Annotated in this window: 20 protein-coding genes; 8 read left to right on the top strand and 12 right to left on the bottom strand. The window is 65.3% G+C overall.

Going from position 1 to position 24,735, the window contains the following annotated elements; genetic code table 11:
* Positions 1–5 precede the first annotated feature (5 nt).
* The gene (gene paaA / locus N7650_RS13740; protein ID WP_279898671.1) at positions 6–995 is read right to left on the bottom strand and encodes a 1,2-phenylacetyl-CoA epoxidase subunit PaaA; all 990 of its coding nucleotides are present in this window, start codon (positions 993–995) and stop codon (positions 6–8) included.
* A gap of 201 nt (positions 996–1,196) precedes the next feature.
* Between paaA and N7650_RS13735 the strand changes: the two genes are divergently transcribed.
* Positions 1,197–1,772 carry an NAD(P)H-dependent oxidoreductase gene (locus N7650_RS13735; protein WP_279898670.1) on the top strand — a complete coding sequence of 192 codons (576 nt, stop codon included), beginning with the start codon at positions 1,197–1,199 and terminating at the stop codon, positions 1,770–1,772.
* A gap of 3 nt (positions 1,773–1,775) precedes the next feature.
* Positions 1,776–2,351: a TetR/AcrR family transcriptional regulator gene (locus N7650_RS13730; RefSeq protein WP_279898669.1), complete on the top strand. Its 576-nt coding sequence runs from the start codon at positions 1,776–1,778 to the stop codon at positions 2,349–2,351.
* 101 nt (positions 2,352–2,452) lie between these two features.
* On the opposite strand, the gene paaK is transcribed toward N7650_RS13730, so the two are convergent.
* From paaK to paaF, 6 genes are all read right to left on the bottom strand, one after another.
* The gene (gene paaK / locus N7650_RS13725) at positions 2,453–3,772 is read right to left on the bottom strand and encodes a phenylacetate--CoA ligase PaaK (RefSeq protein WP_009398374.1); all 1,320 of its coding nucleotides are present in this window, start codon (positions 3,770–3,772) and stop codon (positions 2,453–2,455) included.
* A gap of 73 nt (positions 3,773–3,845) precedes the next feature.
* Positions 3,846–5,057: a 3-oxoadipyl-CoA thiolase gene (gene pcaF, locus N7650_RS13720; RefSeq protein ID WP_279898668.1), complete on the bottom strand. Its 1,212-nt coding sequence runs from the start codon at positions 5,055–5,057 to the stop codon at positions 3,846–3,848.
* A complete protein-coding gene (gene paaI / locus N7650_RS13715; RefSeq protein WP_009398376.1) occupies positions 5,054–5,494 on the bottom strand; it encodes a hydroxyphenylacetyl-CoA thioesterase PaaI in 441 nt (146 codons plus the stop codon). The genes pcaF and paaI overlap by 4 nt, the downstream gene beginning before the upstream one ends.
* The gene (gene paaH, locus N7650_RS13710) at positions 5,487–7,004 is read right to left on the bottom strand and encodes a 3-hydroxyacyl-CoA dehydrogenase PaaH (RefSeq protein ID WP_279898667.1); all 1,518 of its coding nucleotides are present in this window, start codon (positions 7,002–7,004) and stop codon (positions 5,487–5,489) included. The genes paaI and paaH overlap by 8 nt, the downstream gene beginning before the upstream one ends.
* Positions 7,005–7,008: 4 nt before the next feature.
* Positions 7,009–7,800, bottom strand: coding sequence for a 2-(1,2-epoxy-1,2-dihydrophenyl)acetyl-CoA isomerase PaaG (gene paaG / locus N7650_RS13705; protein WP_009398378.1), 792 nt, complete (start codon positions 7,798–7,800; stop codon positions 7,009–7,011).
* Positions 7,801–7,827: 27 nt separating this feature from the next.
* Positions 7,828–8,598, bottom strand: coding sequence for a 2,3-dehydroadipyl-CoA hydratase PaaF (paaF, locus tag N7650_RS13700; RefSeq protein ID WP_009398380.1), 771 nt, complete (start codon positions 8,596–8,598; stop codon positions 7,828–7,830).
* A gap of 238 nt (positions 8,599–8,836) precedes the next feature.
* Here paaF and paaY point away from each other — a divergent pair, with 238 nt between their 5' ends.
* Positions 8,837–9,436, top strand: a complete 600-nt coding sequence (gene paaY / locus N7650_RS13695) for a phenylacetic acid degradation protein PaaY (protein WP_009398382.1) — start codon at positions 8,837–8,839, stop codon at positions 9,434–9,436.
* 76 nt (positions 9,437–9,512) lie between these two features.
* Entirely contained in the window at positions 9,513–10,436 is a 924-nt protein-coding gene (gene paaX, locus N7650_RS13690; protein ID WP_009398383.1) for a phenylacetic acid degradation operon negative regulatory protein PaaX, read from the top strand.
* A gap of 12 nt (positions 10,437–10,448) precedes the next feature.
* Here paaX and N7650_RS13685 read toward each other — a convergent pair whose 3' ends face one another.
* The 5 genes from N7650_RS13685 to wecB all read right to left on the bottom strand — a co-directional run bounded on the left by N7650_RS13685 (position 10,449) and on the right by wecB (position 18,970).
* The gene (locus N7650_RS13685; RefSeq protein ID WP_279898665.1) at positions 10,449–11,540 is read right to left on the bottom strand and encodes a GGDEF domain-containing protein; all 1,092 of its coding nucleotides are present in this window, start codon (positions 11,538–11,540) and stop codon (positions 10,449–10,451) included.
* A 125-nt stretch (positions 11,541–11,665) separates the two neighbouring features.
* Complete coding sequence (locus N7650_RS13680; protein ID WP_279898664.1) at positions 11,666–12,499, bottom strand: DUF4434 domain-containing protein; 834 nt, start codon at positions 12,497–12,499, stop codon at positions 11,666–11,668.
* Positions 12,499–15,636: a phage receptor gene (locus N7650_RS13675; RefSeq protein ID WP_279898663.1), complete on the bottom strand. Its 3,138-nt coding sequence runs from the start codon at positions 15,634–15,636 to the stop codon at positions 12,499–12,501. The genes N7650_RS13680 and N7650_RS13675 overlap by 1 nt, the downstream gene beginning before the upstream one ends.
* The gene (gene nrfB / locus N7650_RS13670; protein WP_279898662.1) at positions 15,633–17,807 is read right to left on the bottom strand and encodes a cyclic di-3',5'-guanylate-activated glycosyltransferase NrfB; all 2,175 of its coding nucleotides are present in this window, start codon (positions 17,805–17,807) and stop codon (positions 15,633–15,635) included. Before nrfB ends, N7650_RS13675 begins: the two co-directional genes overlap by 4 nt.
* The gene (wecB, locus tag N7650_RS13665) at positions 17,804–18,970 is read right to left on the bottom strand and encodes a UDP-N-acetylglucosamine 2-epimerase (non-hydrolyzing) (protein WP_279898661.1); all 1,167 of its coding nucleotides are present in this window, start codon (positions 18,968–18,970) and stop codon (positions 17,804–17,806) included. Before wecB ends, nrfB begins: the two co-directional genes overlap by 4 nt.
* Positions 18,971–19,289: 319 nt before the next feature.
* On the opposite strand from wecB, the gene ilvA reads away from it, so the two are divergent.
* From ilvA to N7650_RS13645, 4 genes are all read left to right on the top strand, one after another.
* Positions 19,290–20,849, top strand: coding sequence for a threonine ammonia-lyase, biosynthetic (gene ilvA / locus N7650_RS13660; RefSeq protein WP_279898660.1), 1,560 nt, complete (start codon positions 19,290–19,292; stop codon positions 20,847–20,849).
* A 79-nt stretch (positions 20,850–20,928) separates the two neighbouring features.
* On the top strand, positions 20,929–22,077 hold the full coding sequence (gene yiaY / locus N7650_RS13655; protein WP_279898659.1) for an L-threonine dehydrogenase: 1,149 nt from the start codon (positions 20,929–20,931) through the stop codon (positions 22,075–22,077).
* 180 nt (positions 22,078–22,257) lie between these two features.
* On the top strand, positions 22,258–23,277 hold the full coding sequence (locus N7650_RS13650; protein ID WP_279898658.1) for a LacI family DNA-binding transcriptional regulator: 1,020 nt from the start codon (positions 22,258–22,260) through the stop codon (positions 23,275–23,277).
* 92 nt (positions 23,278–23,369) lie between these two features.
* On the top strand, positions 23,370–24,689 hold the full coding sequence (locus N7650_RS13645) for a PAS domain-containing methyl-accepting chemotaxis protein (RefSeq protein WP_064301270.1): 1,320 nt from the start codon (positions 23,370–23,372) through the stop codon (positions 24,687–24,689).
* The last annotated feature ends 46 nt before the right edge of the window (positions 24,690–24,735 follow it).

The following is a 24,735-nucleotide window of genomic DNA, read 5'->3' as shown; positions in this document are numbered from 1 at the left end:
GGCGCTCAGGCGGCGTTTTTATTGGCTTTTTTCTTGGCGTGGGCGACAGCGGCAGCCCGTACCCAGGCACCGTCCTCGATGGCCTGGCGGCGGGTGGCGACCCGCTCCTGGTTGCACGGGCCGTTGCCCTTGAGCACTTCGTAGAATTCGTCCCACTGGATCTGGCCGAAGTCGTAATGACCACGCTCGGCGTTCCACTTCAGCTCGGGATCTGGCGCCGTGCAGCCGAGCAATTCCAGTTGCGGCACGGTCTGGTCGATGAAGCGCTGGCGCAGCTCATCATTGCTCTGGCGCTTGATCTTCCAGGCCATGGACTGGGCGCTGTTGGGCGAGTGCTCGTCGCTCGGGCCGAACATCATCAGCGACGGCCACCACAGGCGGTTGATCGCGTCCTGGACCATGTCCTTCTGGGCCTGGTTGCCCTCGCGCATCATGGTCAGGAGGATTTCGTAGCCCTGGCGCTGGTGGAAGCTCTCTTCCTTGCAGATGCGGATCATCGCCCGGGAATAGGGGCCGTAGCTGGTGCGCTGGAGCACCACCTGATTGACGATCGCCGCGCCATCCACCAGCCAGCCTACCGCACCGATGTCGGCCCAGCTCAGGGTCGGGTAGTTGAAAATGCTGGAATATTTTGCTTTTCCGCTATGCAGCTTTTCAATTTCCGTATCACGATCGGCGCCGAGGGTTTCCATGGCGCTGTACAGGTACAGGCCGTGGCCGGCTTCGTCCTGGATCTTCGCCATCAACTGCAGCTTGCGCTTGAGCGATGGAGCGCGAGTGACCCAGTTGCCCTCCGGCAGCATGCCGACGATCTCGGAGTGGGCGTGTTGGGAAATCTGCCGGATCAGCGTTTGCCGGTAGGCGTCCGGCATCCAGTTCTTCGCCTCGATCTTGATCTCGGCATCGATGCGCTCCTGGAAGGCGCGCTCCTGTTCGGACATCTCGTCGAGGGTCTTCAGGCGCTTGACGCCGGTTTCGACCAATTGTGCGTACATGTGTGTCTCCCGCCTTTTTGTCGTGGGGGGCTTTGGGCGTGAGCACAGTTATAAGTGATACAAAACCAAATATCAAACACAAAAACGCGTGTCGTAACTTGTTTTTGTATCGCATTGCGCAATGGCGGGTTGGGGGTTGCCATATGTACCAATCGTATATACCTTTGGTACATCAATTCAGCCCTCGCAGGAGTACGTTCCATGCATGCCCTCATCGTGGTTGCCCATCCGGACACGCAGTCCCTGACCCATCGCGTCGCCGCCGAGCTGGTGGCAAATATCCCCGCGCCCCACGGCTTCGAGATCGCCGACCTGCATGCCGAAGGGTTCGATCCGCGCTTCAATGCGCACGACCTGGCGCTGTTCCGCAATCAGTCTCCGGTTCCGGCGGATGTGCTTGCCGAGCAGGCACGTATCGACCGCGCTGATGCGCTGGTGCTGGTGTTCCCGGTGTATTGGTGGTCGTTCCCGGGGCTGCTCAAGGGCTGGATCGACCGGGTGTTCAGTGGCGGCTGGGCCTATGACCAGGCCGAGCAGGGGCTGCTGCAGCGCCTGCCGGTCCACCTTGTGGCGATCGCCGGCGCCGGACCGCAGACCTACGACAAGCACGGCTATTCGGTGGCCATGCATACCCAGATCGAACACGGGATCTTTGGCTATTGCGGTGCGCGGGTGGCATCCTCCGTGCTTTTGACCCAGGCCGATGAAGATTTCCCCCAGGGGCATTTCGACACCGCACGGCGCCTGGGTCGCGAGTTGTTCGACAAGAGGACCTGAGGCATGAGCGATACCCGCAAGCGGCTGACCCGCGAGCAGCGTCTGGAACAGTTGCTGGAGGTGGCCCGGCAGGTGATTGCCGAAGAGGGCAGCGACGCCCTGAGCCTGGGGCGCCTGGCGGAAGCGGCGGGGATCACCAAGCCGACGGTGTATGACCATTTCGGCACCCGGGAAGGGCTGCTGACGGCGCTGTACCGGGATTTCGAGAAACGCCAGAACCTGCTGATCGACGCGGCCATGGCCGCGGGCGAGGCCACGCTGGAAGGCAAGGCGCGAGCGATTGCCGACAGTTATGTCGATTGCGTGCTGGCCGAAGGCCGGGAAATCCCCGGGGTGCTGGCGGCGCTGGAGGGCTCGCCGGAATTGGCGCGCTTGAAGCGCGAATGCCAGCAAGACTTCCTGGGCAAATGCCGCACGGTGCTCGGGCCCTTTGCCGGGGCGCTGTCGAGCGCAGGGTTATGGGGCATGCTCGGGGCTGCCGACGCCCTGTCCGGGGCGGCGGTGGCCGGGGAAATCGGGCATGAGCAGGCGCGCGGGGAGTTGTTCGAGGTGATTGTCAGCCTGGTCAACAGGAGCTGAAAATTTCATCGCCAGTGAGGGCCAATCGCTGGCAAGCCAGCTCCCACAGGTTGTGGGAGCTGGCTTGCCAGCGATGAGGCCCGAAAGATCGGGCCCAGTCTTCAAACAGCCTGCTTGCGCTTGTCATACACATGACAAGCCTTGCCCTCCGACCTTTTGATCGAGTAAGCCGGCTGCAACACGATCCGCGAGCTGATGCCGATGTGGGTCTTGATATGCCGGCTCAGCTCCGAACACACCGCCTTCTGCTGCGCCTCGCCCAGTTGCTGGTGCTCGCCACGCAGTTCGACATGGATGTCGATGCTGTCCAGGTTGCCGGTACGGTACAGGTGGATCTCGTAGCATTCGGCCAGTTGCTTGACCTTGAGCACCTGCTCCTCGACCTGGGTCGGGAACACGTTGACCCCGCGAATGATCAGCATGTCGTCGCTGCGCCCGGTGATCTTGTCGATACGCCGCATCGGCCGTGCGGTGCCCGGCAGCAGGCGGGTGAGGTCGCGGGTGCGGTAGCGCACCATCGGCAGCGCTTCCTTGCTCAGGGTGGTGAATACCAGTTCGCCCAGTTGCCCGTCGGGCAGCACCTCGCCGGTCACCGGGTCGATGATTTCCGGGTAGAAATGATCCTCCCAGACTGTCGGCCCGTCGCGGCTTTCCGCGCATTCCATGGCCACGCCCGGCCCCATGATTTCCGAAAGCCCGTAGATATCCAGGGCGCTGATGCCCAGGCGCGCTTCGATCGAGGCGCGCAGCTCCGGGGTCCACGGTTCGGCGCCGAAGATGCCCAGGCGCAGGGCCAACGTGTGCGGGTCGATGCCCTGGCGTTCGATCTCGTCGGCCAGGTTGAGCATGTACGACGGCGTGACCATGATGATGTCCGGCTGGAAGTCGCGGATCAGTTGCACCTGCTTCTCGGTCTGGCCGCCGGACATCGGAATCACCGTGCAGCCCAGGCGCTCGGCGCCGTAGTGCGCGCCCAGGCCGCCGGTGAACAGACCGTAGCCATAGGACACATGCACCTTGTCACCCTTGCGCCCGCCGGCGGCGCGGATCGAGCGCGCTACCAGGTCGGCCCAGGTGTCGATGTCCTTCTGTGTGTAGCCGACCACCGTCGGCTTGCCGGTGGTGCCGCTGGAGGCATGCAGGCGGACGATGTCGTGCTGGGGCACGGCGAACATGCCGAAGGGGTAGTTGTCGCGCAGGTCGTTCTTCACCGTGAAGGGGAACCTGGCCAGGTCGGCGAAATCCTTCAGGTCGGACGGATGCACGCCCAGCTCGTCGAAGCGCTGGCGGTACATCGGCACGTTCTGGTAGGCGTGGTCCAGGCTCCAGCGCAAACGCTCCAGCTGGTGGGCACGGAGTTGGTCGATGCTGGCGGTTTCCATCGGGTCGAGCACGGAGGCGGGGGCAAGCTGCATGTTCATGGGTTCACTCTGCATGTTGTTCTTGTGAGTGCATGGCGCCCAGCATAACCCGGCGCCGGTGAGCGTTCTGTATTCAGTGGTCGAGTCGTTCGATGATCAGCGCCAGGCCCTGGCCAACGCCGATGCACAGGGTGCACAGGGCATAACGCCCCTGGCGCCGCTCCAGCTCGTGCAGCGCCGTGGTGACCAGGCGCGCGCCGCTCATGCCCAGCGGGTGACCGAGGGCGATGGCGCCGCCATTGGGGTTGACCCGCGGATCATCGTCGGCCACCCCCAGCTCCCGCAGCACGGCCAGGCCCTGGGCGGCGAAGGCTTCGTTGAGTTCGATCACGTCCATGTCGGCCAGGGCCAGGCCGGTGAGTTCCAGTACCTTGCGCGTCGCCGGCACCGGGCCGATGCCCATGATCCGCGGCTCGACCCCGGCACTGGCCATGCCGATCACCCGGCCGCGGGCCGTAAGGCCATAACGCCTGGCGATTTCAGGACTGGCGAGGAGCAGGGCGCAGGCACCGTCGTTGACCCCCGAGGCATTCCCGGCGGTGATGCTGCCGCCTTCGCGGAACGGCGCGGCCAAGCGCTGCAGTTGCTCCAGCGTGGTGTCGCCGCGCGGATGCTCGTCGTGCTCGACCAGCTTGTCCGGCCCCTTGCGCTGGGCAATCCGCACCGCAACGATTTCCTCGGCCAGGCGCCCGCTGGCCTGGGCCGCCGCGGCGCGCTGCTGGCTGCGCAGGGCGAAGGCGTCCTGGTCGGCGCGACTGATAGCGAACTGCTCGGCAACGTTCTCGGCGGTCTCCGGCATGCTGTCGATGCCGTACTGGCGTTGCATCAGCGGGTTGACGAAGCGCCAGCCGATGGTGGTGTCGAACAGCTCGGCCTGGCGGGAAAAGGCGGTCTCGGCCTTGCCCATCACCAGCGGCGCGCGGGACATCGATTCGATGCCGCCGGCCAGCACCAGCCCGGCTTCGCCGCAACGGATCGCCCGCGCTGCCGCGCCGACCGCTTCCAGCCCGGACGCGCAAAGGCGGTTGAGCGTGACACCGGGCACGCTGACCGGCAGCCCGGCCAGCAGCGAGGCCATGCGCGCCACATTGCGGTTGTCCTCGCCCGCCTGGTTGGCGCAGCCATAGAACACGTCATCGACCTGGCTCCAATCCACCTGGGGATGGCGTTCCATCAGGGCGCGCAGGGGAATGGCGCCGAGGTCGTCGGCACGCACGGTGCTCAGGGCGCCGGCATAACGGCCGATAGGCGTGCGTACGGCATCGATGATCAGGGCGTCGTTCATTTCAGGGTTTCCTCTGGCAGCACGGTGCCGCGTATCTGGTAGGACTTGCCACGAAACACGGCGATCAGCTTGCCGTGCTGGTTTTCGATGCGCACGTCGTAGACCCCGGTGCGCTTGCCCCGGCTCAGTTCGGTGCAGGTGGCGGTCAGGGTGTCGCCGGCAACGGCCGGGGCGACGTAGTCGATGCTGCAACCCTGGGCCACGGTGGCGTCGTTGTGGCTGTTGCAGGCAAAGGCGAAGGCCGAGTCGGCCAGGGCGAACAGGAAGCCGCCATGACAGGTGCCATGGCCCTGGAGCATGTCGGCGCGCACGCTCATGCCCAGGGTGGCGCTGCCCGGCCCGCTGGCCAGCAGGCGCATGCCCAGGCCCTGGCTGGCGGCATCGCGGTCATACAGGGCCTGGGCGCAGCGGCTGGCCAGATCCAGACGGTCATTCATGAAAGGGCACTCCTTCGGCCAGTTGCCGACGCAGTTGCAGGGAAGGACGGTAGCGTTCTTCGCCATAGGCGGCCTGCAGATGGTCAAGGACCCGGACCAGGGTGGCGGCCCCCAGCTGGTCGGCCCAGGCCAGCGGCCCCTGCGGGTAATTGACCCCGGCGCGCATCGCCAGGTCGATATCCGCCGCCGAGGCCACGCCTTGCAGCAGGGCGTCGGCGGCTTCGTTGGCGAGCATGGCGACGGTGCGCAGTACGCACAGGGCCGGGCTGTCTCGCAGCGGGGTGGCGGCGATGCCGGCTTTTTGCAGAAGCGCCACCACCTGGTCCAGCGCTTCGCGCGAGGTATCTGCCGAGCAACCGAGCGCAAGACGGGTACAACTGCGGTAATCCAGCGCCAGGTCCAGCAGCACCAGTTGCTCCAGGCCTTCGTCGATACTGCGCTGGCTGGCGAGGCGACCGTCGCTCAAGGCGACCATGGCGTCACCAACGCGCAGCAGGCCACGCCCGGCGCGCCGGAGGATCTTCACCTGGTGTTCGGCCAGGCGCTCCAGCAATGGCTGCAATAGACCCGCATCACCTTCGACGATCACCTCCGGCAAGGCGGCCGTACTGCTCAGGCTGGCCGGCTGCGGTCGCAGCGCACCTTCGCGGTAATCGTAGAAACCACGTCCGCTCTTGCGCCCGAAATGCCCGGCGTCCACCAGTTCCTTCTGAATGAGCGAAGGCTGGAAGCGCATGTCCTGGTAATAGGCATCGAACACCGAGTTGGTCACCGCATAGTTGACGTCGTGCCCGATCAGGTCGGTCAGTTCGAAGGCGCCCATGGCGAAGCCACCCGCCTCGCGCAGCACGGCGTCGAGGCTGGCGCAGTCGGCAACGCCCTCCTGCAGCAGGCGCAGGCTCTCGGCATAGAAAGGCCGGGCCACGCGATTGACGATAAAACCAGGGGTCGAGCGCGCCAATACCGGCTTCTTGCCCCAGGCCCGGGCGGTGGCGAGGACCGTGGCGACGACATCGGCATCGCTGGCGAGCCCCTGGATCACTTCCACCAGTTGCATGACCGGCGCCGGGTTGAAGAAGTGCATGCCCACCAGCCGCTGTGGTCGCTGCATGCCGGCGCCGAGCCGGGTGATGGAAATCGACGAGGTGTTGCTGGCGAGGATGCAGTCCGCAGTGCACAGCGCTTCCAGCCGGGCCAGCAGCGCTTGCTTGATCTCCAGGTTCTCGACGATGGCCTCGATCACCAGTCCGGCGTCCGCCAGTTGCTCCAGGCTGTCGGCCGGATAAAGGGCGGCCAGGCAGGCATCCCGGGCCTCCACGCTCAGCTTGCCGTTGGCGACGCGTTTGTCCAGTTGTTTGCCGATGCCTTCGATGGCTTGGGCGGCAGCACCCTGGCGATTGTCATGCAGCCAGACCCGGTGCCCGGCACTCGCGGCAACCTGAGCGATCCCCGCGCCCATGGCCCCGGCGCCGATCACCGCCACGACGCTGTTCTTGTTCAGTGCACTCATCGCCTCAATACCCCTTGAACGCCGGCGTGCGTTTTTCCACGAAGGCGGCCACGCCTTCGCGATAGTCCTCGCTGCGCCCGGCCAGGCGCTGCAGGTCGCGCTCCAGCATCAGTTGCTCCTCGAAGCTGTTGTCCAGGCTGGCGTGCAGGCTGCGCTTGATCAGGCCCAGGCCATAGGTGGGCTGGGTCGCCAGCTGGCGGGCGAGGGCGATGGCCTGATCGCGAAGGTCGGTGTCGTCCACCACCTTGTAGATAAGGCCCCATTCCAGCGCCTGCTCGGCCGACAAGCGTTCGCCCAGCAAGGTCAGGGCCTTGGCCCGGGCCATGCCGACCAGCCGCGGCAAGGCCCAGGTGCCGGCGGAATCCGGGATCAGGCCGATCTTGCAAAAGGCCTGGATAAAGCTGGCCGAACGCGCGGCGATGACCAGGTCGCAGGCCAGCGGGATATTCGCCCCGGCTCCGGCCGCCACGCCGTTGACCGCGCAGATCACCGGGATCGGCAGCTCGCGCAGGGTGCGGATCAGCGGATTGTAGAAACGCTCGATGGACAGGCCCAGGTCGGGCGCCTCGGCGCCGGGGGCAACATTGCGCTCGCTCAGGTCCTGGCCGGCACAGAAGCCACGGCCTTCACCGGTCAGCAGGAGTACCCGAACCCCGGCATCGCTCTGCACGACCTTCAGCGCCTCGCGCACTTCCTGGTGCATCAGGGTGTTGAAGCTGTTCAGTTGCTCCGGACGGTTGAGGCACAGGGTGGCGACCCCGGCCTCGATGGAAAACAGGATGTGCTGGAAGCTCATGAGGCTGTCCTCGGTGGCGAAAGGGGCTTAGCGGCCGTGGAAGTCGGCGCGGCGTTTTTCCTGGAAGGCACGGATGCCTTCGTTGCGGTCGGCGGTGCCGGCCAGCAGGGTGAAAGCGTGACGTTCGAAGCGCAGGCCGCTGGCCAGGTCGAGGTCCTGGGCCTTGAGCACGGCTTCCTTGGCCAGGCGTACCGCCAGGGGTGCCTTGTCGGCGATGTGCCGGGCAATCTGCAGGGCGCGTTCGACGGTCAGTTCCGGTTGGGTGATTTCGCTGACGAGGCCGGCCTCGAGGGCGCGCCGGGCGCTGATGGCCTCACCGGTGAGGACCATCTGCATCGCCAGCGACTTGCCCACCGCGTGCAGCAGGCGCTGGGTGCCGCCGGCGCCGGGCATGATCCCCAGGTTGATCTCCGGCTGGCCGAAGCGGGCGTCGCTGCCGGCGATAAGGATGTCGGCGTGCATGGCCAGCTCGCAGCCGCCGCCGAGGGCGTAGCCGTTGACGGCGGCGATCAGTGGTTTGGCGAAGCGGGTGATCTGCTGCCAGTGCTGCTGGCGCGGGTCGTCGAGCATGCCGACCAGGTCGCGCTCGGCCATTTCGTTGAGGTCGGCGCCTGCGGCGAAGGCCTTGCGGCTGCCGGTGATGACCACGGCGCGCACGGCTGGGTCCTCGGCGCAACGCTGCAGTTCTGCCGCCAGCTCACCCAGCAGTTCGGTGGTCAGGGCGTTCAGTGCTTGCGGACGATGCAGGGTGATCAGGGTTACCGCCTGATGCGCCTGCACCTCAAGGGTGTGCGGCATGACGTCGTTCCTCGCAAGGCTCGCCTGGCCTCGGGGCCGGCGTTTTTTATTGGACGGGCTGCTTGGCCCTTTCGCCAGAGTATAGGCATAATGCGATACAGAAAAACAACATCAATAATAAAACACGTGTCTAATAATTGGCTGCTTTTTTGATGGTGCACCGTTATTGCTGGGTGAAACTGCTAACAAGGGTTTCTCCAAGCGTGCCTGATGCGTATCGTTTTCGAGGAGATTTCTCATGGCTTGTTACAGTATCGATGGCCTGACCCCGGTGGTTCACCCCACGGCTTATGTGCATCCCTCGGCAGTGCTGATTGGCGATGTGATCATTGGCCCGCAGTGCTATGTCGGGCCCTTGGCGGCCTTGCGCGGTGACTTTGGACGGATCGTCCTGGAGGAGGGCGCCAACCTGCAGGACACCTGTGTGATGCACGGCTTCCCCGCCAGCGACACGGTGGTCGAGCGCAACGGCCATGTCGGCCACGGCGCGGTGCTGCATGGCTGCGTGGTCGGAGAAGATGCGTTGATCGGCATGAACGCGGTAATTCTCGACAATGCGCGGATCGCGCCGCGCTGTATCGTATCGGCCGGTGCCCTGGTCAAGGCGGGCTTCCAGTGCGAAGAGCAATCCCTGGTGCTCGGCTCGCCGGCCAAGGTCACTCGTCGTCTCAGTGATGAGGAGGTGGCCTGGAAGCAGACCGGTACCCGTGCCTACCAGCAACTGACCCGGCGCTGCCTGGAAACCCTGCACGAATGCGCGCCGCTGACCGAGGTCGAGGCCGGGCGCGGACGCTATCGTGACGACGCGGTGCGGCCGAAACTGCCCGGCGGTGCTTGAGCGTATCCGCGCGCCCGGAGCATGGTCATGCCGAGGGCGCGGGGGTATATTCCTTTCTTTTTCAAGCGGATCGCCTATGTCGTCGCTCACACCCCTGGACCACCTGATCGAGCGTTTCCAGCAACAAACCCCGATTCGCGCCAGCTCCCTGATCATCACCCTTTATGGCGACGCCATCGAGCCGCGGGGCGGTACGGTGTGGCTCGGCAGCCTGATCCAGTTGCTGGAGCCCATGGGCATCAACGAGCGCCTGATCCGCACCTCGATCTTCCGCCTGACCAAGGAAAACTGGCTGACCGCGGAAAAGGTCGGCCGGCGTAGCTACTACAGCCTCACCGGCACCGGCCGGCGGCGTTTCGAGAAAGCCTTCAAGCGCGTCTATGCCGCCAATCCCCCGGCCTGGGACGGCTCCTGGTGCCTGGCGGTACTGACCCAGTTGCCCCAGGACAAGCGCAAGCAGGTTCGCGAGGAACTCGAATGGCAGGGTTTCGGTGCCATCTCCCCGGGCGTGCTCGGCTGCCCGCGCTGCGACCGTGCCGATATCAACGCCACCCTGCAGGACCTCGGCGCCCAGGAAGAAACCATTCTCTTCGAAACCACCGCCCAGGATGTGCTGGCGTCCAAGGCCTTGCGTGCACAGGTACGGGAAAGCTGGAAGATCGACGAACTGGCCAGTCACTACAGCGAGTTCATCCAGCTGTTCCGGCCGTTGTGGCAGGTGCTGAAGGACCAGGACAGCCTTGATCCCAAGGCCTGTTTCCTGGCCCGGGTGCTGCTGATCCACGAATACCGCAAGCTGCTCCTGCGCGACCCGCAATTGCCGGACGAGTTGTTGCCGGGTGACTGGGAGGGCCGCGCGGCACGCCAGCTGTGCCGCAACCTCTATCGGTTGATCCAGGGTCCGGCGGAACAGTGGCTGGAGGCGGCGATGGAGACGGCGGACGGGCCGTTGCCTGCGGTCAGCGAGGGGTTCTACAAGCGCTTTGGTGGTCTTGGCTAAGTTGCCACGACGCTACAGGGATTGTGCCGGCCTCCAAAGCACATACCGATCCTTCCCTGTCCGCTTGGCTTCATACAGCGCTGCGTCCGCCCGCCCCAAGGCTTGGCCCAGGCTGTCCCCGGCGTCCATGCGGGTCAGGCCGATGCTCACTGTCACCGGATGTTCCCCTGGCGTTTCCCGGACCAATGAGCACAGCGCCGCCAACCGCGCCTCGGTGGCGGTCTGGTCCAGACCCCACAGGTAGACCACGAACTCCTCTCCGCCCAGGCGCGCATAAACGAACTCGCCCATGCTCGCCCTGATGATGCCGGCGATGCGCTTGAGTACCACATCGCCGCTGTCGTGGCCGAACTGGTCGTTGACCTTCTTGAAGTTGTCCACGTCGATCATCGCCAGATAGCGCCCCGCACCCGGATTGTCGTCGTGCATATGCCGCTCGGCCTGGGCCACGAACGAGCGGCGGTTGGGGATTTCGGTGAGTACATCGATATAGGCCTGGTCCAGCAGCAGGCGCGACATGTGGAAGTTCTGCAATTTGGTCTGGCGCTGGACGATGTAGCTGTAGAAGGTCAGGCCGGTGATGAAGGCGGCGTAGCTGATGATCATCAGGCCATGCAGGTCGAAAACCTCGTTGCCTTCGGCCTGGAACGGATTGAGCAGCAGCCAGGTGATCAATGCCGAGCAAAAGAACGACCAACGCCGTACCGGCAGCACGGACGTCGAGTAGAGGATGCTCGAAGCCGCCATGATCAGCCAGGCGGGCTGGTGGGCTTCGGGCGTGCCGTCGACCACCATGCGTACGGCGAAGGCCATGAGGCTGACGAAGAACAGGTTGAGCCAGTTGAAATGCTCGGCCTGGCGCACGAACAGCAGGATCACCGCGAGGACGGCCATGGCGCAGATCAGCACCATCGAGCGCCACGAAAAACCCTGGTGGCCGATAAAGCTCACCAGCAGGTCGAAGAGGATCCAGATGCCGATGCTCAGGCAGAACACCAGGATGCAGAAATGCCGCAGGCGCTCGAAGTCGTGCTGGCGGAATTCGGCGCGTACCGAGGGTGATGCGGAGCGATGGCGGACCTGGTTTTCTATGGTTTTGTACATGGTTTGGCTTTTTGTGGCGGTCTTGAGGGCCTCATCGCTGGCAAGCCAGCTCCCACAGGTTCTGCGGTTGGATACCTGTGGGAGCTGGCTTGCCAGCGATAGGGCCCTGAAAAACAACAAGGAAATCAACGTGCACTCGGCAATACCTTCGCCCACGGCCGGTAATTCAAGGCAAACACCGCCTGCTCATGACAGCCGTCCTGCAGCGCCGGCTGCTGCGGCACTGCACGAAACGGCTGCCCCTCGGCACTGACCTGGCGAAACGCTTCGCGAATGATCCCTACCGTGCAGGGCAGCGCCCTGGCATAGCTGTCCCGTACCAGCGGCGGCAGGCGTCGGGTGCCGTTGCCGTCCTGCCACCAAAGCTTCAGGTTCAGCCCCGTCAAGCGTGCGAACCATTCGGCCTGCACCCCGGGCGCCAGCTTGCCGGTAGTGAATGCGCTGAGGTGCAGCGGGGCATCGAGCTTGCGGTTGAAGGCCTGCAACTGAACGAAGAGCGCCTCCCGCCGATCGGCGGCCTGGAAATGCAGGTCATCCAGTTCCATCGGCAGGTACCAGCCGGCCACCGACAGGCCCCACCGGCGCACCTCACGCTGCTGGGCGAGGGAGTCACCCAGTTGCGACTTCCAGTAGGCCGCCAGGCCGCCGGCATCCAGTTCGTTGATCCGGGTGTAATAAGCGCTGTCCAGATACAACCCGACCACCAGTTCCAGCCCCTGGGCGTGCGCCTCCTTCAAGCTCGCCGCAAGCCAGCCCTCGGCACCCCCGAAGCGTTCGTCGCCATAGCGGGTCCATTGCACGATCAGGGTCTTGCCGCCATTGCCCACGGTGTCGTGCCATAGCTGGCGCCATTGCCCGGCACTGAGCACGGCGTCGCGGCTCTGGGGTTGATAGATCACCCGCTGGTCGGCAGCGACCGGCAGGCAGACCAGCAGCAGGAAGAACAGGATCCGGCGCATCAGAAGGTCAGCTCCACGCCAAGCAGCACGCCATTGGCGCGTTCGTACAGATTGCCGCCCAGGCCCTGCTGGTACTCGGTGCGTACCTTCAGCGAGCCGCGGTAGGCGTTGTATCTGTCGTCATCGAACCACCATTGCCAGCGCAGACCGATACCGGCGCGCAGGTCCTGGCGCCAGTCGTTGTCCGGGTCCTGGCTGCCGAATTCGAGGAAGCCGTAGGGCATGAGGGTTTGCGGCGAACGGGTGTCGAGTTTCCAGGTGTGGCCCTGTTGGTAGCGCGATAGCCACTGGTGATCGCCGGCCCGGGTCCACCAGGCGGCATCGAGGTACAGGAAGCGTTCGTTCCAGTCATCCTCGTCGACCCGCCAGTCGGCACGGTAGTCGCCTTGGTCGAAGAACGAGGCGGTGGCGCGCAGCAGCAGGTCGTTGCTGCTCGAGGCATGGCTGCGCAGGTCGCGCCAGTTGCGCCCGACCTTCGCCGGGCTGAACAGTTGGCCGAGGCTGAGGCCGTCGTAGTGGCTGTCGTCGATCTCGCGCTGGTGGTACAGCTCGCTGTACAGGTTGAGGTTGGCATCGCCCAGCGGCTTCCAGCGCAGGCCGACGCCGGTACCCATGCTCTGAGCGTAGTCACTGCGCCCGCTGCCGCCGAACAGGACCCGGCCATAGACCGAAAGGGTGCTGCCGTTGCGGCTCGGTTCGTCGCCCAGGGCGTGATCCCACATGGCTACTTGTACGTTCTGCGATTGCGCGCGGCGCTGGGGATTGTCGCTTGCACGGAAGTTGTCGTTGGTCGAGGCGCCGGCCGGCGACCAGGTGCTGGCCAAGGTCACGGTGTCGCGCCGCGACAGGGTTTCGTGGGCGCGGCGCTGACGGAATTTGCGTGCTTCCAGGCTGCCATATTCGTCGTCGCCGTCGACCAGGTCCTGTTCCACATCCAGCACCCGGCGCAGTTCCTGGCGTGCGGCGGCGCTGTTTTCCACCTCGTCGTAGCGCCAGGCCAGGGTTTCGCCGATACGGTAGTCCTCGGGGAAGCTGCGGGTGGCCTGTTCCAGGTAGGGAATGGACTGACGGCGCACGGCCTTGTCGTCGCTGCCGGCCAGGCGCATGCCGTAGTCGGCGCGGTAGCGCGGCTGGTCAGGGGCCAAGCGCACGGCTTCGGCCAGCCAGGCGCTGCTCTGGGCCATATCGCCGACTTTCTGCGCGGTGATCGAGGCGTCGTAGTAGTGCTCGGCACGGGGCTGGTGCTGCAGGGCCTGGCGGCGCCGCTCCAGGGACAGGGGCAGGTCGCCGCGGCGTTCAGCAATGGTCGCCCCCAGGGCCCAGTCATCGGCGGCGGGGTGCGCGGCACGGCGCCAGTGCTGTTCGGCCCGTTCGGGATTGCCGGCGTTCAGGGCGCTTTGCGCGGCGGTCAGGCGAGCGTTGTCGGTCCATTCGGCAGGCACCAGGCTGTCGAAGATGCGCTGGGCGCCGGCTGCATCACCGCCTGCTTCGAGGGCATAGGCCAGGGGCAGGCGGCTGCTGCGATCGCCCAGGCGCTCGGCGGCCTGGTAGTAGACCACCGCTTCGCCAGGATGGTCAGGCATGGCGCAACGCCCCAGCGCCCGCAGTTGGCCCGGTTCCTTGGGGGCGGCAGGAATGGCCGCGCGCACCGCGCCGCACTGGCCGCTCTCGGCAAGGCGAGCCAGCACCAGGCCACGGCTGGCGGCATCGACCCGTGGGATCAGGGCGACGGCACGACGGCTGTCCAGCGGTACATCGGCCTGGCTGTAGAGCCCGGCCAGACGTTGCAGCAGCGGGGCGGACAGGCGTCCCTGGTGGCGGTCCCACGCCTGTTCCAGCAGCGACAGGGCTTCATGCTTGCGCCCGGCATTCAGCATCAGAAAGGTGGCCTGGTTCAGCGCGTCGAGACTGCCGGTCTGGCGATAGAGGCTTTCCCATGCGGCGCTGGCATCACGGCCCTTGCCGCTGCCTTCCAGCAGTTGCGCGCGTTGCTGGAGAATCGCCGGGGTCTGTGGCTGGGCGGCCAGCCACTCCATGATCTGCCGGGTCTTGCCTTGCTCGCGCCAGACTTCCAGCAGGCGTTGCTGGCGCTGGCTGTCCCACGGCTGGGGCAGGCGCCGGCTTTGCAACAGATCATCGGCATGCAGGCGCTGGGCTAGGATCAGCCAGGTCTTCGGGTCATCCTCGGCGCGGCATTGGCGCAACTGATCGAGGGCGTGCGGCGGATCGTTGCGCGACAGCCATTCGGCAGTTTCCAGGCAGGGCTTGTCGAGGTCGTTGCTAAGCTCCCGGACCAGCGCGCCATCTTCGCTTTGTCGGGCCAACTCCAGCAGTTGCTGGCGGTATTGCGGCCGCTCGCGGTCGGCCTGCGGCAGCGTTTGCAACCAGCGCCGGGCCTGTTGTTCATGGCCCTCGGCGAAGGCGCGATCGACCATGGCCAGGCGGGTCCTGTGCGCGGCCTCCGCCGAGGGCGCCTTGTCCAGCAACTGCTGCAAGGGCGCTTCGTCGAGACGCTGCACGTAGGCGTTGGCCAGGCGCTGCCAGTCATCGGCCTCCAGTTGCCCCTTCGCTGCCAACGGCGCCAGTTGCTCTACGGTCTCGTTCCAGTCGCCGACCTGCTCGGCCCAGTTGGCCCGGGACTGGCGCAGGATATTGTCGTCGCCGGCCGGGCGCAGCTGGTTCAGCCAGTCGAGGGCCTTCTGCGGGCCGTAGTGCCTGCCCAGGCTCAGGCTGTAGGCCTGGCGCAGGCGGATGCGCGGGCTGATCTGGCTGTCGTTCATCCAGCCTTCGACCACCGAGGCTTCGGGCGGGTTTTCCTCGATCCGGATCAGGCGCAGCTCCAGCAACTGCTGGCTGTCCTTGCCTTGGGCGGCGGCCATCCGCTCGGCCTCGTCATAGCGTTTCTGGTGGGCCAGGGCCTGGATCAGCAGGCTGCGTGCCTCGTCGTTGTTCGGCACCTTGTCCAGCAGGTAGCGGGTAAGGCGCTCCACCTCCGCCCAGTTCTGGTTCTTCGCTTCGCGGTAGCTGCGGTCCATGTAGGGGAAGCTGCGAAAACGCTCGAAATCGCTCATCGGTGCGGCGACGCTGGCGCTGCAAGCCAGCAGGCAGGTCAGGAGCCAGGGCACGGGCTGCTTCATGCCACCTCCCGGACGATGCTGTAGGCCGCTTGCTGCTCCGCCGCCTGTTCGGCCAGGGCTTCCTTGAGGACCTGTTCGGTGATGATGCCCCGTTCGATCAGGTAGTCGCCCAGGCTCACTTGCTCCGGGTCGAAGTCGATCATCACCTGGTTGAACAGGGTGGTCGGCACCATGCCGCGGGTTTGCAGGAGCGTGCCAAGCAGCACCTGGTGGCGGCTGACCCGTTCGATCAGCGCGGCATCGTCCTTGTGCCGTTCCAGAACCTGGAGCATCTGTCGGGTTTCCTCCTTCTGCCAGGGGCTGGGGTAGTGATAGCGCAGGCCCAGGGTGACCCGACCCTGAGGCGCCAGGCGGCAGCTCACCGGGCGCTTCAGGTGGCGGGCGATGGCGCCCAGGGATACCTGGCTGACCGGGCTTTCACTGGCCAGGACCAGGGTCTGGCCGTCTTCCTCGACGGGCAGCACGCCGTAGTGCATGGCGATCTTGCGCGGCAGTTGGGCGATCAGGTGCGGATCGATATTGAACGGGTCCAGCGGGGCCCAGGGCAGGTCCAGCTGTTCGGCCAGGGTTTCCACCAGCTGTTCGCTGCTGATCAGCCCACGCACCAGCAGTTCGCGGCCAAGGCGGCGACGCTCCGGGGTGGTGATCGCGGCTTGCAGTTGTTCCTCGGTGATCAGCCCTTTGTCGATCAGGCGCCGGCCCAGTGGAGTACGAGCGGGCGCCGCGAGGGCAGGGAACTCATGGGTGGTCTTGTCCCAGGCCACCCGTCGCGAGTCGCCCATCTCCAGGACCTGGCGCAGGGCGCGGATATTGGCGAAGAAGTTCACGAAGTTGCTCCACATCATCCGTGGGGCCGACAGCAGGCCCTCGAAGATGCCGTAATAGCGGGTGACGAACCAGCCGCGCTGGAACAGGCGGTTGAGCAGGAGGAAACCGTTGAGCCAGAGCAGGGTGGTCAGCAACTCGCTGCCTTCGAGGATCGACGGAAAGCGCCAGGCTTCGGGGAAGAACCAGGTGGTCAGCCACATGCTCAGCAGCACCAGGAGCAGCAGGTTGACCAGGAAACTCAGCAGGTAGGCGAACAGGCCACGGCGGTCGCGCCAGAGGAAGTAGTTGAGCGCGCCCTTGCGGCTCCAGCCGAGGTTGCTGGTGCCCTGGAAGACGATGCCGACGATCCAGCGCGATTTTTGCCGGATCGCATGTTGCCAGTCCCGCGGGAAGTGCTCGCGCACGCAGATCACCTGGGCGAACGCCTTGCTCATGCCGGGCGCCCAGACCCGCTCCAGGGCCAGTTCCGGATCGCTGATGGAATAGCGGGCGAAAATGCACTTCATGCCTTTCTGCTTGAGGCGGAAGCCGATGTCGTAGTCCTCGGTGAGGCTCTGCACGTCAAAGGCGATGCCATCGCCGTCTTCGAGCAGTGCGCCGATGGCGCGGCGGCTGAAGCAGGTGCCGACTCCGGCGCTGGGCACCTGGCCGGTCAGGGCCTCGCGCACGATCACATCCTTGCCGTGGTTCTCGGCGAACTCGTCGACATAGTGCCCGGCGGTGAAGCCGCGCCACTCCGGGGCGAAGGGATAGACCGGGATCTGGATCATGTCCTTGGCCGGCAACAGGTAGTTGAACAGGCGCAGTTCCATGGGCGAGATCACGTCTTCGGCGTCATGCAGGATGAAACCGGCGAATTCGATGCGCGCATCCCGTTCGAAGCGCAGGATGGCGTCGATCACGTTGTTCAGGCAGTCGGCCTTGCTGGTCGGGCCGGGGCGGGCGCAGACCACTTTGTGCACGTTGGGGTAGTGCAGGCACACGGCATCGACGTCGGCCTGGGTCTGCGGGTCGTTGGGGTAGGTGCCGACGAAGATCTGGTAGTTCTCGTAGTCCAGGGTCGAGGCCGCCAGGCGGGCCATTTCGCCGACCACGCCAACCTCGTTCCAGGCCGGAACCATGATCGCCAGGGGCTTTTCCTGTACCTCGAACAGGCGTTTCTCGTCGGCATGCTCGTGCTTGCCGTAGACCCTGAAGCTGCGCACCAGCTTGCGTACCCAATAGACGATATCGATGAACAGGTCATCCAGGCCGAGGATGAACATCAGCGTGGCGAGGATGATCGCCAGCCATTTCAGGCCGTAGAGGACATAGGTGAGGACATCGACCCAGAACAGGCTCACGAGTCGTCGCGCCCGTTGGCGTTTTCCTCGAGCCAGCGGCTCAGTCGTTCGGCGATGCGCTCGCTGGCACGGCCGTCGCCAACGGGGAAGAACACTTTGCTCATGCGTTGGTAGGTGTCCGGGTCATCGAGCAATTGCCGGGTTTCCTTGACGATGCGTTCGGTCTGGGTGCCGACCAGGATCACCGTGCCCGCTTCGAGCACGGCCGGGCGCTCGGTGACCTTGCGCAGCACCAGCACCGGCTTGCCCAGCGCCGGGGCCTCCTCCTGGACGCCGCCGGAGTCGGTGAGGATCAGGTAGGCGCGGTCCATCAGCCAGACGAAGTGCTGGTAGTCCTGTGGGGCGACGAGGTGGATATTCGGCTGGTTCGACAGCACCGAGTACACCGCCTTCTGGACCTGCGGGTTGAGGTGCACCGGGTAGACGAACTGCACGTCCGGATAACGCAGGGCAAGCTCGGCCAGGGCCAGGCAGATGCGCTCGAAGCCGGGGCCGAAGTTTTCCCGGCGGTGGCCGGTGATCAGGACCAGGCGCTGGTCGTCGCGCAGCTTGCTCAGCGGCGAGTCCGGGGCCGGGTGCCATTGGCTGTGCTTGAGGTGATCGCGCATCCACAGCAGGGCGTCGATCACGGTGTTGCCGGTAACTTCAAGATGTTCAAGGGGCACGCCCTCGCGCAGCAGGTTGTCACGCGCGTCCTTGGTGGGCGGGAAGTGCAGGTCGGCGATCACCCCGGTAAGGCGCCGGTTGGCCTCCTCCGGCCAGGGCTGGCGCAGGTTGCCGGTGCGCAGGCCGGCCTCGACATGGGCAATGGGGATCTGCCGGTTGAAGGCGGCCAGGGCGGCAATGAAGCTGGTGGTGGTGTCGCCGTGGACCAGCACGATGCGCGGCCGGATCCGCTCGTAGGCGGCATCGATATGCGCCAGCAGCTGCTGGGACAGGCTGTTCAGGGTCTGGTTCTGGGTCATCACCTGCAGGTCTTCGTCGACTTGCAGGCCGAAGTCGTTGAGCACCTGCTGGAGCATTTCGCGGTGCTGGCCGGTGGAGCAGATGCTCAGGTCGATATCCGGCCACTCACGCAGGACCCCGGCCAGCGGCGCCATCTTGATCGCTTCCGGGCGGGTGCCGAACACCATCATGACTTTGTACGGCTTTCCTTCGCTCATGGTCCGGTCCCTCTGAGGTTTCGAGTCATACGGGCGTGCATGGGTGCATGATTTGATACAAGCAGGGGACTTGTGGGTTGTCCAATTCGGCAAGAGGGATATTGCGGGCCGTTGGCAATCTTTCGAATCAGTCGTTGACTTGGCAGGACGCTTTCGCTAGCTTCGCTGGCATGAACACATTCCAGCACCTGCCAGCCCACAGCATTATTACCGCCATTATCCGATTGGCGGGCTAGCTGGCAGCTGCACCTAACCCGCCCTGGAGGCGGGTTTTTTCTTTCTCGACTCCCGGGCCCTTGCAAAAGACCAGGAGTCATCGATGACCAGTCTCACCGTAAGCCCCCCTAGCCTCGGCGCACCGAACCTGCTGTCGGACTATGTGCGTCGCATCCTGTCCGCCCCGGTGTACGACCTGGCCATCGAAACCCCGTTGCAGCCGGCCCGGGCCCTGTCCGCGCACCTGGACAACCAGGTCCTGCTCAAGCGCGAGGACCTGCAGCCGACCTTTTCCTTCAAGATCCGCGGTGCCTACACCCGTCTCAGCCGCCTGACCCCCGAGCAGCGAGCCCGCGGCGTGATCACCGCGTCCGCCGGCAACCATGCCCAGGGCGTGGCCCTGGCCGCCCGCGAGTTGGGTATCGTGGCGACCATCGTCATGCCCGAGACCACCCCAGCGCTGAAGGTCGAAGGCGTGCGTTCCCGTGGCGGCCATGTGGTGCTGCATGGCGATGCCTTTCCGCGCGCGCTGGCCCATGCCTTGCACCTGGCCCAGCGCGATGGCGCGACCTTCGTCCCGCCCTTCGACGATCAGGATGTGATCGCCGGGCAGGGCACCGTCGCCATGGAGATCCTTCGCCAGCAACCCGGCGCGCTGGATGCCATCTTCGTACCGGTGGGCGGCGGCGGGCTGATCTCGGGGATCGCCGCCTACGTCAAATACCTGCGCCCCGAGGTCAAGGTGATCGGTGTCGAACCGCAGGATTCCAATTGTCTGCAAGCCGCCCTAGCGGCCGGCGAGCGAGTGGTGCTGGCCCAGGTCGGGACCTTCGCCGATGGCGTGGCGGTGGCGCAGATCGGCGCCTACTGTTTCGATATCTGCCGGCATTATGTGGACGAGGTGATCACCGTCAGCAGTGACGAACTCTGTGCAGCGATCAAGGATATCTACGACGACACCCGCTCCATCACCGAGCCGTCGGGAGCGCTCGCCGTGGCCGGGATCAAGAAGTACGTGGCCGCCCGGGGTGTGCAGGGCCAGACCCTGGTGGCGATCGATTCCGGTGCCAATGTCAATTTCGACCGCCTGCGCCATGTCGCTGAGCGCGCCGAACTGGGCGAGCAGCGCGAGGCGGTGATCGCGGTGACCATCCCCGAGCGCCCGGGCAGCTTCCGCGCCTTCTGCCAGGCCCTGGAGCGGCGCCAGATCACCGAGTTCAACTACCGCTATCACCCGGGCAAGGAGGCGCGGCTGTTTGTCGGGGTCCAGACCCACCCGCTGACCGACCCGCGCGAGGCCTTGGTCGCCAGCCTGCGCGAGCAGGGTTACGAGGTGCTCGACCTGACCGACAACGAACTGGCCAAGCTGCATATTCGCCATACCGTCGGCGGCCATGCCGGGCCGGGCGCCGAAGAGCGCGTGCTGCGCTTCGAGTTCCCCGAACGGCCGGGGGCGCTGCTGGGCTTCCTGGAGAGCCTTGGCAAGCGCTGGAACATCAGCCTGTTCCACTACCGCAACCATGGCGCCGCCGATGCCCGGGTGTTCGCCGCCCTCGAAGTGCCGGCTGACGAGCGTGCCGACCTGCCGGGCCTGCTCGATGCCATGGGTTATCGCTACTGGGACGAGACCGATAATCCGGCCTATCGCCTGTTCCTTGGCTGAGGTTGTCCTGGATCAACACCTGCCGCTTATTCCAGGAGGATGCTGAAAGCATCGAGATAGAGCCACTGAGGGATTAGCCATGAGCAGCACGTTTTTCATTCCGGCCGTGAATATCATGGGCATCGGCTGCCTTGACGAGGCCATGACGGCAATCGTCGGCTACGGCTTTCGCAAGGCGCTGATCGTGACTGACGCCGGCCTGGCCAAGGCCGGTGTCGCGCAGCGGATCGCCGAGCAACTGGCGGTGCGCGATATCGATTCGCGGGTGTTCGACGGCGCCAAGCCCAACCCGAGCATCGCCAACGTGGAGCAGGGCCTGGCACTGCTGCAACGGGAAAAATGCGATTTCGTCATCTCCCTGGGCGGTGGTTCGCCCCATGATTGCGCCAAGGGCATCGCCCTGTGCGCCACCAATGGCGGCAGGATCGCCGACTACGAGGGCGTCGATCGCTCGACCAAACCGCAACTGCCGTTGGTGGCGATCAACACCACGGCCGGGACGGCCAGCGAGATGACCCGCTTCTGCATCATCACGGACGAAGCGCGGCACGTGAAAATGGCCATCGTCGACCGCAATGTCACGCCGATCCTCTCGGTCAATGACCCGGCGTTGATGGTCGCCATGCCCAAGGCCCTGACGGCCGCGACGGGCATGGACGCCCTGACCCACGCAGTGGAAGCCTATGTCTCGACCGCCGCCACGCCCATCACCGATGCCTGCGCGTTGAAAGCCATCGAGCTGATCAGCGGCAACCTGCGCCAGGCGGTGGCCAACGGCCAGGACCTGCCGGCACGGGAAGCCATGGCCTACGCCCAGTTTCTTGCGGGCATGGCCTTCAATAATGCCTCGCTCGGCTATGTGCACGCCATGGCGCACCAGTTGGGTGGCTTCTACGACTTGCCCCATGGCGTGTGCAACGCGGTGTTACTGCCCCATGTGCAGCGCTTCAATGCCAAGGTTTCGGCGGCGCGTCTGCGGGATGTGGCCGCGGCGCTGGGCGTGGAGGTCGCTGAACTGAATGCGGAGCAGGGCGCGGCGGCAGCCATCGCGGCGATCGAGCAACTGAGCCGGGACATCGATATTCCGCCGGGACTGGCGGTGCTCGGGGCCAAGATCGAGGATGTGCCGATCCTGGCCGGCAATGCCTTGAAGGATGCCTGCGGCCTGACCAATCCGCGGCCGGCGAGCCAGGCGGAGATCGAGGCGGTATTCAAGGCGGCGTTCTGATCCTGGACCGGCTCTGACCTTCAGGGCCTCATCGCTGGCAAGCCAGCTCCCACAGGGTTCAGCGTGGGAGCTGGCTTGCCAGCGATGAGGCCCTCAGCAACACCCCAGGTACATTGCCTTGCCAGCCACAGGCTGCACCACTAACCTTGCCGGCTTTCCCCGCTATTTCGCCGAGCCGTCATGTCCCGCAGCACCTCCCGCACCACAGGTCGTCCCACCCTGGCCGAAGTCGCCCGGCTTTGCGGGGTGTCGCCGATCACCGTGTCCCGGGCCCTGCGCGGGGTGGCCACGGTAGCGCCGGAGCTGGTGGAGAAGGTCCGCGCCGCCGCTGCCCAGCTCGGCTATGTCGCCAACCCTGCCGCCCGCGCCCTGGCCTCGGCGCAGAGCCAGTCGGTGGCGGTGCTGATCCCGTCGTTGTCCAACCAGTTGTTCGTCGAGACCCTCGACGCTATCCACGATGTCCTGCGCCCACGCGGGCTGGAAGTGATGATCGGCAACTTCCACTACGACGCCGCCGTGGAGGAGAACCTGCTGCGCAACTACCTTGCCCACCAACCCCGCGGCCTGCTGTTGACCGGCTTCGAGCGTAGCGAGGCGGCGCGGCGCATGCTCGCCGCCAGCTGCGTACCCTGCGTGCACATGATGGAACTGGGAGGCGAGGAGGGTGTGGTCTCGGTGGGCTTTTCCCAGCATGAGGCCGGGCGCGCCGTCGCGCGTCACCTGCTCGAACGCGGGCGCCGCCGTCTCGGCTTTATCGCTGCGCAACTGGATGCCCGGGTCCTGCAACGCGCCGAAGGCTTCCGCCAGGCCCTGGGCGAAGCCGGGCTGTACGACCCGGCACTGGAACTGCTGGTCCCGCAGCCATCGTCCATCGGCCTGGGCGGCGAGCTGTTCGGCCAGTTGCTGGCCCGCCATGGCGATATCGACGGGATCTTCTTCTGCAACGACGACCTCGCCCACGGTGCGATCTTCCAGGCCCAGCGCCAGGGCATCCGCGTCCCGGAACAGGTGGCGATGGTCGGGTTCAACGACCTGCCGGCCTCGGCCCATATGGTCCCGCGCCTGACGTCGATCCGCACGCCGCTGGCCGCTGTCGGCCGGCACGCGGCCCAGGCCTTGCTCGATCTGCTCGACGGCAAGATCGGGAAAAATCCGGTTCAGGACCTGGGTTTTGCCTTGATGATCCGCGAAAGCAGCTGAAAAACAGCCGATAGATGGTGATGGCCAAGCGCTTGCAGGGCGCTCTCGCCCATCTATGCTGAGCACAATTCCGCCAATGGAGTGTGCGTGACATGTTCGACTCCCATCGCAAATCGGATCTGGCAGAAATCGAGCGGTGTAATCGGGCGTTGGCCGAAGCCAACGCAAAACTGGCAGCGATCAGCCGTTCCATGGCCATGATCGAGTTCAGCCCCGATGGAGTAGTACTCGACGCAAACGAGCATTTTTGCAACGCCATGGGTTACAGCCTCGAGGAAATCCGCGGCCAGCATCACCGGATCTTCTGCGAGGAGGCCTACACCAAGACCGAAGAGTACCGCCAGCTGTGGCGCGACCTGGCCCAGGGCCAGGCACGTAGCGGTACTTTCCTGCGGCTCGATCGCAAGCGCCAGGAGCTGTGGCTGGAGGCAAGCTATATGCCGGTGTTCGGCAGCAACGGCGTGGTCACCAGCATCATCAAGGTGGCCAGTGATATTACCGAGCGTGTGGTGCACGAGCACGAGGCGGACTGCCTGCTCGAGGCCATTGGCCGCTCGATGGCGGTGATCGAGTTCACCCCGGAAGGCCGGGTGATCACGGCCAACGACAACTTCCTGCGCACCATGCACTACCGTCTCGACGAGATCGTTGGCCAGCACCACAGCCTGTTCTGCCACAAAAGCGAAAGCGAGTCGGCCCAGTACAAGGCCTTCTGGGCCTCGCTCAATCGTGGCGAGTACCACTCGCATCGCTTCGAGCGGATCAACAAACTGGGGCAGATGGTCTACCTGGAAGCTTCCTACAACCCGATCTTCGATACCAAGGGGCGGTTGTACAAGGTGGTCAAGTTCGCCAGCGATATCACCCACCAGGTCTGCACCCAGCAATCGGCTGCGGAGGCGGCCCACGCAACCTCGGTGCAGAACGACGCCTGCGCGCGCAAGGGATCGGAGGTTGTGCAGCAGACCGTGCATGTGATCGAGGAGATTTCCCATGACCTCAATGAAGCAGCGCGCAGCATCGATGCGGTGAACCGCCAGTCGGAACTGATCGGGCAGATCGTCCTGACCATCCGCGGGATCGCCGACCAGACCAACCTGCTGGCGCTGAACGCGGCCATCGAAGCGGCGCGGGCCGGCGAACACGGACGCGGGTTTGCCGTGGTGGCCGAGGAAGTGCGCAACCTTGCGGCACGCACCAGCAAGGCCACGGTAGAGATCGTCGAGGTGGTGCGGCAGAACCACGACCTGTCGCTCAAGGCGGTGGCCAGCATGCAGTCCAGCCTGAGTCGAACGGGGCAGGGGGTGGATCTTGCGAATGAAGCGGGCGAGGTGATCCTGGAGATCCAGCAAGGGTCGCGGCATGTGGTGGATGCCATCAGCCAGATCAATTCGACGCTGCAACTGCACTAGGCTCCAGGGCCTCATCGCTGGCAAGCCAGCTCCCACAGGGGTTCTG

Origin of the sequence: Pseudomonas sp. GD04058, from assembly GCF_029836855.1 — a bacterium.
Taxonomy (GTDB): domain Bacteria; phylum Pseudomonadota; class Gammaproteobacteria; order Pseudomonadales; family Pseudomonadaceae; genus Aquipseudomonas; species Aquipseudomonas bharatica.
The sequence above is the reverse complement of the archived record's forward strand: the minus strand, read 5'-3'. Positions and strand labels throughout refer to the sequence as shown.

What these genes read in the sequence shown, in the direction of transcription:
- paaA (WP_279898671.1), bottom strand. Translation starts at nt 995, where the DNA reads ATGTACGCACAATTGGTCGAAACCGGCGTCAAGCGCCTGAAGACCCTC.
- N7650_RS13735 (WP_279898670.1), top strand. Translation starts at nt 1,197, where the DNA reads ATGCATGCCCTCATCGTGGTTGCCCATCCGGACACGCAGTCCCTGACC.
- N7650_RS13730 (WP_279898669.1), top strand. Translation starts at nt 1,776, where the DNA reads ATGAGCGATACCCGCAAGCGGCTGACCCGCGAGCAGCGTCTGGAACAG.
- paaK (WP_009398374.1), bottom strand. Translation starts at nt 3,772, where the DNA reads ATGAACATGCAGCTTGCCCCCGCCTCCGTGCTCGACCCGATGGAAACC.
- pcaF (WP_279898668.1), bottom strand. Translation starts at nt 5,057, where the DNA reads ATGAACGACGCCCTGATCATCGATGCCGTACGCACGCCTATCGGCCGT.
- paaI (WP_009398376.1), bottom strand. Translation starts at nt 5,494, where the DNA reads ATGAATGACCGTCTGGATCTGGCCAGCCGCTGCGCCCAGGCCCTGTAT.
- paaH (WP_279898667.1), bottom strand. Translation starts at nt 7,004, where the DNA reads ATGAGTGCACTGAACAAGAACAGCGTCGTGGCGGTGATCGGCGCCGGG.
- paaG (WP_009398378.1), bottom strand. Translation starts at nt 7,800, where the DNA reads ATGAGCTTCCAGCACATCCTGTTTTCCATCGAGGCCGGGGTCGCCACC.
- paaF (WP_009398380.1), bottom strand. Translation starts at nt 8,598, where the DNA reads ATGCCGCACACCCTTGAGGTGCAGGCGCATCAGGCGGTAACCCTGATC.
- paaY (WP_009398382.1), top strand. Translation starts at nt 8,837, where the DNA reads ATGGCTTGTTACAGTATCGATGGCCTGACCCCGGTGGTTCACCCCACG.
- paaX (WP_009398383.1), top strand. Translation starts at nt 9,513, where the DNA reads ATGTCGTCGCTCACACCCCTGGACCACCTGATCGAGCGTTTCCAGCAA.
- N7650_RS13685 (WP_279898665.1), bottom strand. Translation starts at nt 11,540, where the DNA reads ATGTACAAAACCATAGAAAACCAGGTCCGCCATCGCTCCGCATCACCC.
- N7650_RS13680 (WP_279898664.1), bottom strand. Translation starts at nt 12,499, where the DNA reads ATGCGCCGGATCCTGTTCTTCCTGCTGCTGGTCTGCCTGCCGGTCGCT.
- N7650_RS13675 (WP_279898663.1), bottom strand. Translation starts at nt 15,636, where the DNA reads ATGAAGCAGCCCGTGCCCTGGCTCCTGACCTGCCTGCTGGCTTGCAGC.
- wecB (WP_279898661.1), bottom strand. Translation starts at nt 18,970, where the DNA reads ATGAGCGAAGGAAAGCCGTACAAAGTCATGATGGTGTTCGGCACCCGC.
- ilvA (WP_279898660.1), top strand. Translation starts at nt 19,290, where the DNA reads ATGACCAGTCTCACCGTAAGCCCCCCTAGCCTCGGCGCACCGAACCTG.
- yiaY (WP_279898659.1), top strand. Translation starts at nt 20,929, where the DNA reads ATGAGCAGCACGTTTTTCATTCCGGCCGTGAATATCATGGGCATCGGC.
- N7650_RS13650 (WP_279898658.1), top strand. Translation starts at nt 22,258, where the DNA reads ATGTCCCGCAGCACCTCCCGCACCACAGGTCGTCCCACCCTGGCCGAA.
- N7650_RS13645 (WP_064301270.1), top strand. Translation starts at nt 23,370, where the DNA reads ATGTTCGACTCCCATCGCAAATCGGATCTGGCAGAAATCGAGCGGTGT.